Raw genomic sequence first — 14,927 nt, forward strand, 5'->3', positions numbered from 1 at the left:
CCGATCAGCATCACCGGGCCGTAGATCAGGAAGCCGATGACCAGCATACAGATCATGTCTACGGTCGGGTTACCGGCCGGGTTCATCCAGAACACCACGGTGGCGATGGTCACCAGCGTCATGAAGAACACGCCGGTGGCGCCGCGGTTGCCTTTGAACACTTTGTCCGACATCCAGCCGCACAGCAGGGTGCCCGGGATACCGGCGTATTCGTACAGGAAGTAAGCCCAGGAAGACTTGTCCAGCGCGAAGTGCTTCACTTCTTTCAGGTAAGTCGGCGACCAGTCCAGAATGCCGTAACGCAGCAGGTAGACGAACACGTTGGCGACCGCGATGTACCACAGCAGCTTGTTCGGCAGGATGTACTGCATGAAGATCTGCTTGGCGGTCAGCTCTTCTTCGTCTTTTTCGCTGTAGTCGTCCGGGTAGTCGTTTTTGTACTCTTCAATCGGCGGCAGGCCGCAGGATTGCGGGGTATCGCGCATCAGGGCGAAGGCGATCAGGGCCACCAGGATGGCGCCGAAGGCCGGCATGTACAGCGCCGCGTGCCAGTCGTTGAACCAGGCCATGCCCAGCAGGAACAGCAGCGGCGGCAGGCCGCCACCCACGTTGTGGGCGCAGTTCCAGATGGAAACGATGCCGCCGCGTTCTTTCTGCGACCACCAGTGCACCATGGTGCGGCCGCACGGCGGCCAACCCATGCCCTGGAACCAGCCGCACAGGAACAGCAGGACGAACATGATGGCGATGCTGGAGGTGGCCCACGGCACGAAGCCCATGAACAACATCACCGCCGCCGCCAGGATCAGACCGGCAGGCAGGAACACTCGCGGGTTGGAACGGTCGGAAACCGAACCCATGATGAATTTGGAGAAGCCGTAGGCGATAGAGATGCCCGACAGCGCGAAGCCGAGGTCGCCGCGGCTGAAGCCTTGTTCGATCAGGTAAGGCATGGCCAGGGTGAAGTTCTTACGCACCAGATAGTAGGCGGCGTAACCGAAGAAGATCCCCAGGAAAATTTGCCAGCGCAGCTTACGGTAGAGCGGATCTACCTTATCGCTCGGCACACGGGCGATGTGTGCGGCCGGCTTAAAAATACTCAACATGAGCGCCTCCGATGGCTTTATCTGTTATCACATCAATATGACCTTTTACGTTCATTTGATGATTGAGCGGATATCGAATGTGGTGTTTTTGTGTTCCATAACGAGCGCCATTGTCATCAAATACGCCTGGTGTCGCTGTGACGAATGGCGCAATTGTTACACTTTCATGAAACCACGGCGGATTTTGAGCGATTCGTTAACGTTATGAAATAGAAAAACGTCCAAAAATCGTGATTATGATCACATTGATGGTTTTTTGTGGTCATTTTTATTTCGTTTTATGTTCGTTATTGTTCCTTATCAAACAAAGACCCCAATAACCGTGGCTCAATAGGCTCATAACTACCGATCCTGAGGGAGCGACATGAGCAGCTATTTTGACGGCGGCGAAACGGATGTGATCATCATCGGCGGCGGCGCCACCGGCGCAGGCATTGCCCGCGACTGTGCGCGGCGCGGCCTGCGATGCATTTTGCTGGAGCGCCACGACATCGCTACCGGCGCCACCGGCCGCAACCACGGTTTATTGCACAGCGGCGCGCGCTATGCGGTGACCGACGGCGAGTCGGCGCGCGAGTGCATCGAAGAAAACCGCATCCTGAAACGCATTGCGCATCACTGTATCGAACGCACCGATGGGCTGTTCATCACCCTGCCGCAAGACTCGCTGGACTATCAGCAACAGTTTATCGCCGCCTGTCGCCAGGCCGATATCGACGCCGAAGCGATCGACCCGCAGCTGGCGCTGCGGCTGGAGCCGGCGGCTAACCCGGCGCTGATCGGCGCGGTGCGGGTGCCGGACGGCACCGTCGATCCCTTCCGGCTGACCGCCGCCAACATGTTGGACGCGCGCGAGCACGGTGCGCAGATCCTGACCTACCACCAGGTGGTGGGATTGTTGCGCAGCGGCGACCGGGTGACGGGCGTGCGCGTTTACGACCATCAGAATCAGCGGCGCTATGAGCTGCACGCACCGGTGGTGGTCAACGCCGCCGGCATCTGGGGCCAGCAGATCGCCGAATACGCCGATTTGCGCATCCGCATGTTCCCAGCCAAGGGGGCGCTGCTGATCCTCGGTCACCGCATCAACAATATGGTGATCAACCGCTGCCGCAAACCGGCGGACGCCGACATCCTGGTGCCGGGCGACACCATCTCGCTGATCGGCACCACCTCGACCCATATCGACTACGACCAAATCGATAACATGCTGGTGACCCCGCAGGAGGTGGACATTCTGATCCGCGAGGGGGCGCTGTTGGCGCCCACCCTGGCGCAGACCCGTATTCTGCGCGCCTATGCCGGGGTGCGGCCGCTGGTCGCCAGCGACGACGATCCCAGCGGGCGCAACGTCAGCCGCGGCATCGTGCTGCTCGATCACGCCGCCCGCGACGGGCTGGAAGGGTTTATCACCATCACCGGCGGCAAGCTGATGACCTACCGCCTGATGGCGGAGTGGGCCACCGACAAGGTGTGCGAAAAGCTTGGCGTAAACCGTCCGTGCACCACCGCGCAGGACGCGTTGCCAGGATCCCGCCAGTCGGCGGAGGAAACGGTGCGCAGCGTGGTCTCACTGCCCGCCAGCATTCGCGGCTCGGCGATCTACCGGCACGGCGATCGCGCCAGCCAGGTGCCGGCGGCCGATCGGCTCGACACCAGCCTGGTGTGCGAATGCGAGGCGGTGACCGCCGGGGAAGTGCGCTATGCGGTCAATTCGCTGACCGTCAATAACCTGGTGGATCTGCGTCGCCGCACCCGCGTCGGCATGGGCACCTGCCAGGGGGAACTCTGCGCCTGCCGCGCCGCCGGACTGCTGACGCGCTTCAAGGTCAGCACGCCGCAGCAATCCATCGCGCAGCTGTCGCAGTTCCTCAACGAACGCTGGAAAGGCGTGCGGCCGATCGCCTGGGGCGACGCGCTGCGCGAGAGTGAATTTACCAGTTGGGTTTACCAGGGATTATGCGGGCTTGAGGCCCAGGCAGACAAAGAGCAGGAGGCGGATGATGCGATTTGACGTAGTGGTGATTGGCGGCGGCCTGGCGGGCCTGAGCTGCGCCATTGCCGTGGCCGAACTGGGCAAACGCTGTGCGGTGGTCAGTTCCGGCCAGAGCGCGCTCTACTTCTCCTCCGGCTCGCTCGATCTGCTGGCGAGATTGCCGGACGGCACGCCGGTCGAGATGCCGCTGGCGGCGTTGCCGCAGCTGGCGCAACAGGCTCCGCAGCATCCGTATTCTCTGATCGGGCCCGGCCGGGTGGCGGCGCTGTCCGCCGCCGCACAGCGGCTGCTGGAGCGCTGCGGGCTGCACCTGCAGGGCGAGGGAGCCAACAACCATCTGCGCATTACGCCGCTGGGCACGCGCCGCACCACCTGGCTCAGCCCGCAGGCGATCCCGACGCTGCCGCTGACCGGCCAACTGCCGTGGCGGCGCATCGCGGTGATCGGCATCGAAGGGTTCCTCGACTTCCAGCCGCAGATGGCCGCCGACGCCTTGAGCCGCGAGCTCGGCGTAGAGACGGAGGTAGCCTATCTGCACATGCCGGCGCTGGACAGATTGCGCAATAACCCCAGCGAGTTCCGCGCGGTGAACATCGCCCGGGTTCTGGATTTGATGGAAAGCCTGCCGCCGATGGCCGAGGAGCTGCGGCGGCTGGCGGGCGAGACCGAGGCGCTCTTCCTGCCGGCCTGTCTGGGCCTGGAGGACGACGCGTCGCTGGCGGTGCTGCAGGATGCGGTCGGCAAGCCGATCCGGCTGCTGCCGACGCTGCCGCCTTCGGTGCCCGGCATGCGCTTGCATCAGGCGCTGCGGCGGCGTTTCCAACAGCTGGGCGGCGTTTTCATGCCCGGCGACAGCGTGCTGCGCGCCGAGAGCGAGGCCGGTCGCATCACCGGTTTGTACACCCGCAACCACGGCGATATTCCGCTGCGGGCGCAGCAGGTGGTGCTGGCCAGCGGCAGCTTCTTCAGCAATGGGCTGGTGGCCGATTTCGACCGGGTGCGTGAGCCGATCTTCGGGCTGGACGTGCACAGCCGCGCCGATCGCGCCGACTGGAGCCGGCGCGAGCTGTTCGCGCCGCAGCCTTATCTGCAGTTTGGCGTGCGCACCGACGGCAGGCTGCGGGCGATGAAGCAGGGAGTGCCGTTCGACAATCTGTATGCCATCGGCGCGGTCGCCGGCGGCTACGATCCGCTGCAGCAGGGCTGCGGCGCCGGCGTGTCATTGATCGGCGCGCTGCACGTCGCGCAGCAGATCGCCGCGGAGGAGTGCGTATGAGCCTGCATCAAGACCACAGCTTTGAAAGCTGCATCAAATGTACCGTCTGCACCACCTACTGCCCGGTCGCCAAAGTGAACCCGCTCTATCCGGGGCCGAAACAGGCGGGGCCGGACGGCGAGCGGCTGCGGCTGAAAGACCCGGCGCTGTACGACGAAGCGCTGAAATACTGCACCAACTGCAAGCGTTGTGAAGTGGCCTGCCCGTCCGACGTCAAAATCGGCGACATCATTCAGCGCGCCCGCGCCGACTTCGCCCAGAGCAAGCCGACGCTGCGTGACGCCATCCTCAGCCACACCGATATCATGGGCTCGCTGTCGACGCCATTTGCGCCGATCGTCAACGCCGCCACCGGGCTGAAACCGGTGCGCAAGCTGCTGGACAAGGCGCTGAAGATCGATCACCGCCGCGAACTGCCGAAATACTCGTTCGGCACCTTCCGCCGCTGGTACCGGCAACAGGCGCAGGCGCAGCAGCGTTACGCCGAGCAGGTGGCGTTTTTCCACGGCTGCTTCGTCAACTATAACCACCCGCAGCTGGGCAAGGATTTGATCCGGGTGTTCAATGCGCTGGATATCGGCGTGCAGTTGCTGAAGCGCGAGAAATGCTGCGGCGTGCCGCTGATCGCCAACGGGTTTATTGAGCAGGCCAAAAAGCAGGCCAGGGTTAACGCCGAGTCGCTGCATGAAACGGTGCTGGAGCGCGGCATTCCGGTGGTGGCCACTTCATCGAGCTGCACCTTCACCCTGCGTGACGAATACCCCCACTTGCTGGACGTAGACACTACCCCGGTGCGCGATCGGGTGGAGCTGGCGACGCGCTATCTCTATCGCCTGATCAATCAGGGGCGCCGCCTGCCGCTGAAACGCACGCCGCTGCGGGTGGCGTATCACACGCCTTGCCATATGGAGAAGATGGGCTGGACCGCCTACACCCTGGAGCTGCTGCGGCAGATACCGGGGCTGGAGCTGGTGGTGCTGGATTCGCAGTGCTGCGGCATCGCCGGCACCTACGGGTTCAAATCGGAGAACTACGCCACGTCGCAAGGCATCGGCGCGCCGCTGTTCCGGCAGATAGAAGAGAGCGGGGTGGATCTGGTGGTGACCGACTGCGAGACCTGCAAATGGCAGATCGAAATGTCCACCAGCAAGCGCTGCGAACATCCGATCACCCTGCTGGCGCAGGCGCTGGCATAAAACGAAAGGGCCGGCAGGCCGGCCCCTGCGGGATTACTGCTTCAGCTTCAGGGTAGAGATAATGCCTTCGGCTTCAGTCTGCGCCTGCTGCTGATTGTCTGCCGGCAGCGTTACCTGGATGGTCAGCATGTTGTTGTTCAGCGAACCGATCAGGACGGAAGAATAAGCCTTTTCACCGCCGCTGGTGATGATGCTGTCCAGCTGACGCAGCGGCACGCCGTTGACGTCGAGCGCCTTGTTGGTGATCACCTGCAGGTTGGCGTCACGCGCGCGCTGGGTATTCTCCAGGCGTTTGGCCAGAGTCTCCAGGCTGTCGGCGGTCTTGTCGCCCAAGATGACGATCACCGCACGCTGGCCGGTGCTGTCTGCGTAAACATGCATGTTGTTGGCCTGGTTGCCCAGCTTGCCGCTCTGATCCGCCATGCCGACCGGCAGGGTGAACGCCAGTTTACCGTCCAGCAGGCTCACCTGCTGCCCGGCCGGCGCGCTGGCCGCCGCGCCGTCTGGCGCTGCCTTGGTGTCTTTGGTTTCGCCGTCGCAGGCCGCGAGGCCAAGCGCCAGCAGGCTGATACCCATCAATTTCGCTACTTTACGCATCGGGCTTCCTTCTTCCTTTCCGGTAGGGATTCACTGTCGTATCGCAACCTATTCCAGGTTGAAATGCAAGGCAGATGTTGTCACAAGTTTTTTTCCAGTAATAGCCGATAATCAGCCACTTCGCCTTTCTTTTCCAGCTGAACAATCTGATAGTGGTGGGCGATCAGCATCGTCAGCATGGCGCGGAACCGGTTACGGGTTTTGACCGTCAGTTGGCGATAGCCCTGCGCCCGCGCCCAACGTTCCTGTTCAGCCAACAAGGCCTGCGCCACGCCGTGGCGACGAAATGCCGGCAGCACGCCGCCCAGCCAGCTGTAAAACACCGTTTCCTGCCGTTGATAACCGAGTTTGAAACCGGCCGGCTGTCCGGCTATCTCGGCGATCAACAGGCTGGCGGGGGCGGCGCCGATGCGCCGCTGCAGATCGCCCAGGCTGTGCAGGCCGCCGAATTCGGGGATGCGTTGGTAAAGGCGGTGGATGTCTTCGAGCGTGGCGGTGCGGACGATTGGGGTCATGAGCGGCCTCCAAAGGATAGGGCCGCCCAGAATAGCACGACTCAGCCCGGCTGCAGGCCGCCGCTGCGCGCCGCGATGCGTTTGAGCAGCATGTTCAGCAACACGCCGTACATCGGCAGGAAGAACAGCAGGCAGATCATCACCTTGAAGCTGTAATCCACCAGCGCGATCTCCACCCAGTTGTTGGCCATGAAGGGATCGCTGCTCTTATAAAAGGCGATGAAGAAGAACGCCAGCGTATCGCTGATGTTGCCGAGGAACATCGCCGCCGCCGGCGCCACCCACCAGGCGCTGCGTTGGCGCAGGCGGTTGAAGACGTGTACGTCGAGGATCTGGCCGAGCACATAGGCCATAAAGCTGGCGACGGCGATGCGCGCCACGAACAGGTTAAAACTGCTCAGCGCCGCGAAGCCCTGCCATTCTCCCTGATAGGTGACGGTGGAGATCACATAAGAGATGAACAGCGCCGGCACCATCACCGCCAGGATAATGCGTCGCGCCAGCGGCGCGCCGAAAATGCGTACGGTCAGATCGGTCGCCAGGAAGATAAACGGGAAGGTAAAGGCGCCCCAGGTGGTATGGAAGCCGAAAACGGTGATCGGCAGCTGCACCAGGTAGTTGCTGGAGGTAATGATGGCGATATGAAACAGCGAAAGCCAGACCAACGCGGTGAAGCGCTGCTGTGCGGTAAACGAATACATGTTGTAGCCTTTTTAGCAGTGGGGTGAGGGAACCCAGTGTGTCTTGTCAAAACAGCAAAAAACGCTGCGCGGCGGCATGATACGCGTTTGCGCAACCAATGCAATGGTTAAATTTAACGCAAACGTTAACGCATCTTGCGCAGAAAAACTACCGGCGTAAACTAGGCGCTAATGAGATGCGGCGAGCGTTCGCCGATCGTTTTTGAACGAGAAAAATTGCATGACTGACTTATTTGCCCAGGCAGACCAGACGCTCGACGCGCTGGGGCTGCGTTGCCCGGAACCGGTGATGATGGTGCGCAAAACCGTGCGCCATATGGACAACGGCGAAACGCTGCTGATTATCGCCGACGATCCGGCCACCACCCGCGATATCCCGGGGTTCTGCCGCTTTATGGAGCACACGCTGGTGGCGCAGGAGACCGAGCAGGCGCCATACCGTTATCTGCTGCGTAAAGGCGTATAACGGCGGCGCGGCCGAGTTAAAAGTTCCCTTCCCCAAATGACAACGGGCGCGGTATGCCGCGCCCGTGTTTGTTTCCAAACTTAGCTGCGCTTTCTCAACAGCCGCAGCGCGTTGGCGGTGACCAGCGCGGTGGCGCCGGAGTCGGCCAGCACCGCCAGCCACAGCCCGGTCAGCCCCAGCAGGCTGGTGATCAGGAAGACCCCTTTCAACCCCAGCGCGATGGTGATGTTTTGCCGGATATTGGCGTGGGTGGCGCGCGAGATGCGGATCATCTCCGCGACGCCCACCAGCCGATTGTGGGTCAGGGCGGCGTCGGCGGTTTCCAATGCCACGTCGGTGCCGCTGCCCATGGCGATGCCGATGCTGGAGGCTTTCATCGCCGGGGCGTCGTTGATGCCGTCGCCGATCATCGCCGTCGGGCGCAGTTCGCTCAGTTCGGTGACCGCGCTGACCTTATCTTCCGGCAGCAGACCGGCGCGATAGTCGAGGCCCAGCTCGCCGGCGATCGCCGCGGCGGCGCGCGGGTTGTCGCCGGTCAGCATCACGCCGCGAATGCCCAGCGCGTTCAGTTCGGCTATCGCCTGCCTGGCGTCGCCGCGCAGCGTATCGCGCAGCGCCAGCAAACCGATGGGCGCGCCGTCTTCCAGCACCACCACCGCCGTTTTACCGGCGTTTTCCAGCTTGTCTACCTGGCTCTGCCATTGGGTGGCGAGCAGGCCCGGCGCCAGCTTGCCCGGCGCACTGATCAACACGGTCTTGCCGTCCACGATCCCTTCCACGCCGACGCCGGCCAGCGCGCGGCGCGCCTGCGCCAACGGCAACTCAGCCCCGCTTGCGGCGGCGCGGTTGATGATCGCCTGCGCCAGCGGGTGATGTGAACCGGCTTCCACCGCGGCGGCAAGCTGCAACAGCCGTTGTTCGGTCAGCGCGCCGATAGGCAGCACGTCGGTGACCGTCGGCTTGCCTTCGGTCAGGGTGCCGGTCTTATCGAAGGCGATGGTTTGAATCTGGCCCAGTTGCTCCAGCGCCGCGCCGCCTTTAATCAGCGCGCCGCGCCGCGTGGCGGCCGCCAGCCCGGATGTGATGGCCGCCGGCGTTGAGATCACCAGCGCGCATGGACAGCCGATCAGCAGCAGCGTCAGGCCGCGATAGATCCAGGTCTCCCACGGCTGTGAGAACAGCAGCGGCGGTACCAGGATCACCGCGACCGCCAGCAGCATAATGGCCGGGGTGTAGTAGCGGCTGAAGCGATCGAGGAAGCGTTCGATCGGCGCGCGGCGCTCTTCGGCCTCTTCAATCAGCTGCAAAATGCGGTCGATGGCGTTTTTGCCAGGCTCGGAGATCACCTTCATCTGCGCCGCCTGATCGACGGACAGGCTGCCGGCGGCCACTTTCTCACCCTGTTGGCGCTCGACCGGCACCGATTCGCCGGTCAGGGCGCTTTCGTCAAAGCTGGCGAACGGATTGAGCAGCTCGGCGTCGGCCGGCAGGCGCCCGCCGGGCGCGATTTCAATCACGTCGCCGGGGCGCAGGCTGGCGACCGGCACGCGTTTGCGTTCCGTGCCTTGCAGCAGCAGCGCATCTTCAGGCACCAGCTCCATCAGCGCCGTCACCCCGCGCCGTGCGCGGTTGGCGGCGTAGGATTCCAGCAGTTCGCCGACCATAAACAGCAGCAGCACCATCGCCGCTTCGGCGGTGGCGCCGATGAACAGCGCGCCGATGGCCGCCACGCTCATCAGCGTTTCGATGGCGAACGGCGTGCCGGAACGAATCAAACGTAGCGCCTTGGCGGCGACCGGCGCCAACCCGACCAGCGTGGTGGCGATAAAGGCGATGCGGCCCAGCTCCGGGTTAACCCGATCCAGCGCCCAACTGACCACCATCAGGGTGGTTAACAGCAGCAGCGGCGCGAATTCGCCGAAGCGTGAGGTTTTCGGCGCGGCGGCTTTGGCGGTTTGAGCGCCGAGCAGGGTAAAACCGGCCTGGGCGACCGCGTCCTGGATCCGCAGGCTGATATCGGACTGCGCGTCGACCACCAGTTTCTCGGTGGCGAACAACACGCGCGCGCTGTCGACGCCGGGAAGTGCCGTGACGGCATTTTCGATTTTTTTGGCGCAGCTGGGGCAGTCCATGCCGGTGACTTTCCAGCTGAAACGTTGGCTGCCGGAAGGGGGAGCGGCGGCCAGCCTGTCGCTTTCCTCGTCCGGATCGTCGGGGGCGGCGGTGCAGCAGCCGCTATCGCCATGATCGTGATGATGGTGGGCGTGTTCGGCCTGTGCGGCGGCGTTTTTCGGCTCGCTGCTGCAGCCATGCTGAGTTTTGCTGTGGCTGTGGTTGCAGCCGCAGCCGCCTTCGGCGTGGTGATGTTCCTGATGATTATGGTTTTGCTGATTGTGCATAACGTCCCCCTTCGGGCTGTTAAACGGGTTTGCTCAGCTGACTCTACACCCTGGAGTCCACTCCAGAGTCAAGCGCCGGATGAGAATTATTGCTAACGGCGTTCGGGCGTAGAAAAGGGGGATTCATTCAATAATGAATAATGCGAATTTAAATATATCGGCTTTTCTTATCCCCTATTTGGGCGAAAAGGCTCGCTGCCGTTAGTTTAAATAAGAAAATAATATTCCTATAGAAACTAAAAAATCGCCCGACCTAATAATAAAGAGTTATTAATCTATAACGCTTTAGCAAAATTTACCTTTTCCCCCGAGTAAAGCCAGCATGATTCGCTTGAGTCTGCAGGCCGCATTGCTATTGAAGTTTGGTGCCAACTTATCCTCATCAAGTTTCATTTGCTTTGTAAAGAAGCCTAAAAAGCAGCATAACAAACTTTCGTTGCGATAATAAATGGTTGATTATTTTATGTGCAGTTTTACGGTCCTGCCTATAATTGGAATCGATTACCATTTTTAATGGTGATCTTATTTGCTGATATATATGCATTAATTCTACCTAACACACTGCCGGTAACGGTGCATAAGCCCCTTCCAGCAAGCTTGAGGTTCATTAACCGTGGCTTACGGGGAGGTTATGTCTATCTGTCTGATTGATATCAATCAGGTAATGAGTGGAATCGAACCAATGCAATCTACTAAAAAGGCAATTGAAATTACTGAATCCAGCCTCGCTGCCGCGACAACCGGTTACGATGCTGTAGACGACCTGCTGCATTATCATGAGCGGGGTAACGGGATTCAGATTAATGGCAAGGATTCATTTTCTAACGAGCAAGCTGGGCTGTTTATTACCCGCGAGAACCAAACCTGGAACGGTTACAAGGTATTTGGCCAGCCGGTCAAATTAACCTTCTCGTTCCCGGACTATAAGTTCTCTTCCACCAACGTCGCCGGCGACACCGGGCTGAGCAAGTTCAGCGCGGAACAGCAGCAGCAGGCTAAGCTGTCGCTGCAGTCCTGGGCCGACGTCGCCAATATCACCTTCACCGAAGTGGCGGCCGGTCAAAAGGCCAATATCACCTTCGGCAACTACAGCCAGGATCGTCCCGGCCACTATGATTACGGCACCCAGGCCTACGCCTTCCTGCCGAACACCATTTGGCAGGGCCAGGATTTGGGCGGCCAGACTTGGTACAACGTCAACCAATCCAACGTGAAGCATCCGGCGACCGAAGACTACGGCCGCCAGACGTTCACCCATGAGATTGGCCATGCGCTGGGTCTGAGCCACCCGGGCGACTACAACGCCGGTGAGGGCAACCCGACCTATAGAGATGTCACCTATGCGGAAGATACCCGCCAGTTCAGCCTGATGAGCTACTGGAGTGAAACCAATACCGGTGGCGACAACGGCGGTCACTATGCCGCGGCTCCGCTGCTGGATGACATTGCCGCCATTCAGCATCTGTATGGCGCCAACCTGTCGACCCGCACCGGCGACACCGTGTACGGCTTTAACTCCAATACCGGTCGTGACTTCCTCAGCACCACCAGCAACTCGCAGAAAGTGATCTTTGCGGCCTGGGATGCGGGCGGCAACGATACCTTCGACTTCTCCGGTTACACCGCTAACCAGCGCATCAACCTGAACGAGAAATCGTTCTCCGACGTGGGCGGCCTGAAGGGCAACGTCTCGATCGCCGCCGGTGTGACCATTGAGAACGCCATTGGCGGTTCCGGCAACGACGTGATCGTCGGCAACGCGGCCAACAACGTGCTGAAAGGCGGCGCGGGTAACGACGTGCTGTTCGGCGGCGGCGGGGCGGATGAATTGTGGGGCGGTGCCGGCAAAGACATCTTCGTGTTCTCTGCCGCCAGCGATTCCGCACCGGGCGCTTCAGACTGGATCCGCGACTTCCAGAAGGGGATCGACAAGATCGACCTGTCGTTCTTCAATAAAGAAGCGCAGAGCAGCGATTTCATTCACTTCGTCGATCACTTCAGCGGCACGGCCGGTGAGGCGCTGCTGAGCTACAACGCGTCCAGCAACGTGACCGATTTGTCGGTGAATATCGGTGGGCATCAGGCGCCGGACTTCCTGGTGAAAATCGTCGGCCAGGTAGACGTCGCCACGGACTTTATCGTGTAACACAGCAACGGAACGCCCGGCGCAGTCTCGGCCGGGCGTGATGCGGGAGCCCGGTATGAAAGGCACTTTAGCGCGCACCGCCTTGGCGGCGGGCGGCATGATGGTGACGAGCGCGGTGATGGCCGGCAGTTTGGCATTGCCGACCGCGCAGTCGCTGGCGGGACAATGGCAGGTGGCCGACAGCGAACGGCAATGCCAAATCGAGTTTCTGGCGGATGAACAAAGCGAGACCAACGGCTATCAGCTGGTGGATCGGCAACAGTGTTTGCAGAGCGTGTTTGCGGCGGAAGTGGTGGGCTGGCGCCCGGCGCCGGACGGCATCGCCCTGCTGCGGGCGGATGGCAGCACGCTGGCCTTCTTCTCGCGCGACGGCGATCTGTACCGCAATCAGCTGGGTGCGGATGAGGCTTTGACGTTGAAAGCGCTGGCTTGATGAAGAAACGGGTTCGGCGCGCCGAACCCGCGGCAGGTCTCTACAGGTAGAGCGAACGCACGATCAGGAAGTGGCCGGAGAAGTAACAGAAAGCCACGATGGCGTCCGCCGCGCGGAAGGTGAAGCGGTAGCGGTTGAGCAGCCAAACCACGTTGGCCAGCAGCAGTAGCGAGGTGCCGATCAGCAGCGAGAAGCCGAAATCGGTGCTGCGCAGGAAATATTGTTCGCCCGCCAGCCAGACCATCAGCAGCGTCATCGCCACGTAGGTAACGATCGGCCAGCGCATCTCTTCCAGCCGGGTCCAGACGGTGGCCAGCAGCAGTGCGCCGATCGCCAGCAGCGCCAGCGGCAGCGGCCAGAACAGGCTGAACGTCATCTGGCTGGCGAAACTCAGGGTGTACAGCAGGTGGGACAGGAAAAAGGCGCCGATGGCGTACAGCACCCGTTCGCGCGGCAACAGGAGCAATGCGTCGCCGATCAGCGTCGCCAGCAGGCCGAGTACGATCAGATAACCCGCCGCGCCGAGCACCGGCGCCTGCCAGGCCAGCAGCAACAGCAACAGCAGCGTGACGGGTTTGAACACCCAGCGCTGCCAGCGCGGCCCACGGTAAGAGGCGTCGACGAACAGCCAACCGGAAAAGAATACGGCAAGGAACGGCCAACTCATTTATGTCTTCCTTATGTATGAGGGAGCCGCAACAACCGGCTCCAAACTGTCACCCATGTCACTTCTTCATTTCAGTGTAGGTAGCCTGCCGGCGATCGACAATGCTTTCTTGAGAATGCTATGTTTACGCTGATTTAGCCGCGAAGGAAATGGGAAACCGATGAGTAAGCCACCGTTGTTTTTTGTCGCCGTGATGGCGTTGATCGCCGTGTTGGCCACGCAACGCTACTTCAAACAGCGCCAGCAGGAGGCGGAAAACGATCGCGCGCCGATGCGCAGTTTGCAGGTGACGGTGAGCGACAAACGCGCGGTGCCGGTCGCCAAGACCCGCGCGCCGCAGCGCGAACCGCTGGTCAATGAGCCGATGTATTACGAGGTGGTGTTCAGCCCGAACCAGGGCGGTGAAGACATCCAGCTGCGGCTGAAGCAATGGCAGTACAACCCGATTGAAAAAGGCGCGCAGGGCACGTTGAACATGCAGGGCACGCGCTTCGTCTCGTTCACCGCTCAGCCGTAGCGGTCACTTCTTCTTGATGGGCGGCTGTTTCTTTTGCCAGGCCAGCAGCTCGAACACGCCAAAGATAAAGATCTTGGCCTCTTGCCAGTAGCTGATCGGCTGATCCTTCGGCTGGGTGGATTTCAACAGCACCAGCTGCAGGCCGTGCATCACCACCATAAAGAACAGCGCCACGTCGATGAAATACTTCAGCGGCTTGGGAAATGGATGGAACAGGTTAGAGAGCAGGAAGCCCCACACGCACAGCATCAGCAGGCGGCCCAGATTAATCAGCATGATCGGTTTTCTCTTGCGAACGAATATAAAGGCGATAGGCCACCTGGCCGGCGACCTTCTCCCGGTGCAGCTGCCAGCTGGCAGGCACGTCCGCCGCGGCGCTTTCCGCCTCGGCTTCTACATAGATCCAGGCCTCGTCGGCCAGCCAGCCGCGCTGTTCCAGCAACAGGGCGGTCTCCGCCAGCAGACCTTTGCGAAACGGCGGATCGAGGAAGACCACGTCGAACGGTTGACCGTCACCCGCCAGCCAGCTCAACGCGTTGGTGTTGATAACCACCCCTTTGCCTTGCAGCAGCGCCAGATTTCTTTCCAGCTGCTGCGCCACCGGCCGTTCGAATTCCAGCAGCGTGGCGCTGCCGGCATAGCGCGACAGCGCTTCCAGCCCCAATGCGCCGCTGCCGGCGAAGCAGTCCAGACAGCGCGCGCCCTGAATCACCGGCGCCAGCCAGTTGAACAGGGTTTCGCGCACTCGATCGGTGGTGGGGCGCAGCCCCGGGCTGTTCGGCACCGGGAGTTTGCGGCCGCGCCATTGGCCGCCGATGATGCGGATCTGTCCGGCTGCGGCCTGGGGCGGTTTTTTGGCCGCCGCCCGTGGCGAGAGTCTTGTCATAAGCGTTGTTTGGTTTCTTTCGCGGC

15 protein-coding genes are annotated in these 14,927 nt (G+C 61.3%); 7 read left to right on the forward strand and 8 right to left on the reverse strand.

What is annotated here, in order from left to right; all coding sequences use genetic code 11:
• Positions 1 to 1,106 (reverse strand): glycerol-3-phosphate transporter (gene glpT, locus ADK28_RS10810; RefSeq protein ID WP_048795659.1); only part of this gene is annotated, 1,106 nt, incomplete at its 3' end.
• Positions 1,107 to 1,470: 364 nt separating this feature from the next.
• Between glpT and glpA the strand changes: the two genes are divergently transcribed.
• The 3 genes from glpA to glpC are packed head-to-tail and all read left to right on the forward strand — an operon-like array spanning position 1,471 to position 5,574.
• Positions 1,471 to 3,120, forward strand: a complete 1,650-nt coding sequence (gene glpA, locus ADK28_RS10815) for an anaerobic glycerol-3-phosphate dehydrogenase subunit A (RefSeq protein ID WP_048795660.1) — start codon at positions 1,471 to 1,473, stop codon at positions 3,118 to 3,120.
• A complete protein-coding gene (gene glpB / locus ADK28_RS10820; RefSeq protein WP_048795661.1) occupies positions 3,110 to 4,378 on the forward strand; it encodes a glycerol-3-phosphate dehydrogenase subunit GlpB in 1,269 nt (422 codons plus the stop codon). Before glpA ends, glpB begins: the two co-directional genes overlap by 11 nt.
• Positions 4,375 to 5,574: an anaerobic glycerol-3-phosphate dehydrogenase subunit GlpC gene (gene glpC / locus ADK28_RS10825; protein ID WP_048795662.1), complete on the forward strand. Its 1,200-nt coding sequence runs from the start codon at positions 4,375 to 4,377 to the stop codon at positions 5,572 to 5,574. Before glpB ends, glpC begins: the two co-directional genes overlap by 4 nt.
• Positions 5,575 to 5,607: 33 nt before the next feature.
• On the opposite strand, the gene ADK28_RS10830 is transcribed toward glpC, so the two are convergent.
• The 3 genes from ADK28_RS10830 to ADK28_RS10840 form a co-directional block, all read right to left on the reverse strand.
• Positions 5,608 to 6,171 (reverse strand): DcrB family lipoprotein, encoded by a 564-nt coding sequence (locus tag ADK28_RS10830; protein ID WP_016929481.1) that lies wholly within the window; start codon positions 6,169 to 6,171, stop codon positions 5,608 to 5,610.
• A gap of 80 nt (positions 6,172 to 6,251) precedes the next feature.
• On the reverse strand, positions 6,252 to 6,686 hold the full coding sequence (locus tag ADK28_RS10835) for a GNAT family N-acetyltransferase (protein WP_048795663.1): 435 nt from the start codon (positions 6,684 to 6,686) through the stop codon (positions 6,252 to 6,254).
• Positions 6,687 to 6,727: 41 nt separating this feature from the next.
• Positions 6,728 to 7,387, reverse strand: a complete 660-nt coding sequence (locus ADK28_RS10840; protein ID WP_016929479.1) for a 7-cyano-7-deazaguanine/7-aminomethyl-7-deazaguanine transporter — start codon at positions 7,385 to 7,387, stop codon at positions 6,728 to 6,730.
• Positions 7,388 to 7,607: 220 nt separating this feature from the next.
• Between ADK28_RS10840 and tusA the strand changes: the two genes are divergently transcribed.
• Positions 7,608 to 7,853, forward strand: coding sequence for a sulfurtransferase TusA (gene tusA, locus ADK28_RS10845; protein WP_025304890.1), 246 nt, complete (start codon positions 7,608 to 7,610; stop codon positions 7,851 to 7,853).
• An 80-nt stretch (positions 7,854 to 7,933) separates the two neighbouring features.
• Here tusA and ADK28_RS10850 read toward each other — a convergent pair whose 3' ends face one another.
• Positions 7,934 to 10,252, reverse strand: a complete 2,319-nt coding sequence (locus ADK28_RS10850; RefSeq protein ID WP_048795664.1) for a zinc/cadmium/mercury/lead-transporting ATPase — start codon at positions 10,250 to 10,252, stop codon at positions 7,934 to 7,936.
• Positions 10,253 to 10,934: 682 nt separating this feature from the next.
• On the opposite strand from ADK28_RS10850, the gene ADK28_RS10855 reads away from it, so the two are divergent.
• Both ADK28_RS10855 and ADK28_RS10860 read left to right on the forward strand, forming a co-directional pair.
• Positions 10,935 to 12,398 carry a serralysin family metalloprotease gene (locus ADK28_RS10855; RefSeq protein WP_016929476.1) on the forward strand — a complete coding sequence of 488 codons (1,464 nt, stop codon included), beginning with the start codon at positions 10,935 to 10,937 and terminating at the stop codon, positions 12,396 to 12,398.
• Positions 12,399 to 12,453: 55 nt separating this feature from the next.
• Entirely contained in the window at positions 12,454 to 12,831 is a 378-nt protein-coding gene (locus tag ADK28_RS10860; RefSeq protein WP_033639004.1) for an AprI/Inh family metalloprotease inhibitor, read from the forward strand.
• A 40-nt stretch (positions 12,832 to 12,871) separates the two neighbouring features.
• Here ADK28_RS10860 and ADK28_RS10865 read toward each other — a convergent pair whose 3' ends face one another.
• Complete coding sequence (locus tag ADK28_RS10865) at positions 12,872 to 13,498, reverse strand: lysoplasmalogenase (protein WP_016929474.1); 627 nt, start codon at positions 13,496 to 13,498, stop codon at positions 12,872 to 12,874.
• Positions 13,499 to 13,658: 160 nt separating this feature from the next.
• Here ADK28_RS10865 and ADK28_RS10870 point away from each other — a divergent pair, with 160 nt between their 5' ends.
• Complete coding sequence (locus tag ADK28_RS10870; protein WP_028127633.1) at positions 13,659 to 14,015, forward strand: DUF2500 domain-containing protein; 357 nt, start codon at positions 13,659 to 13,661, stop codon at positions 14,013 to 14,015.
• Between the two features lie 3 nt (positions 14,016 to 14,018).
• Here the strand turns inward: ADK28_RS10870 and ADK28_RS10875 are convergent, their stop codons facing one another.
• The gene (locus ADK28_RS10875) at positions 14,019 to 14,291 is read right to left on the reverse strand and encodes a DUF1145 family protein (RefSeq protein WP_004934327.1); all 273 of its coding nucleotides are present in this window, start codon (positions 14,289 to 14,291) and stop codon (positions 14,019 to 14,021) included.
• The gene (rsmD, locus tag ADK28_RS10880; protein WP_016929471.1) at positions 14,281 to 14,901 is read right to left on the reverse strand and encodes a 16S rRNA (guanine(966)-N(2))-methyltransferase; all 621 of its coding nucleotides are present in this window, start codon (positions 14,899 to 14,901) and stop codon (positions 14,281 to 14,283) included. The genes ADK28_RS10875 and rsmD overlap by 11 nt, the downstream gene beginning before the upstream one ends.
• Between the last annotated feature and the right edge of the window lie 26 nt (positions 14,902 to 14,927).

The sequence above is a fragment of the Serratia sp. 506_PEND genome (assembly GCF_001076875.1).
Classification (GTDB): Bacteria; Pseudomonadota; Gammaproteobacteria; order Enterobacterales; family Enterobacteriaceae; genus Serratia; species Serratia marcescens.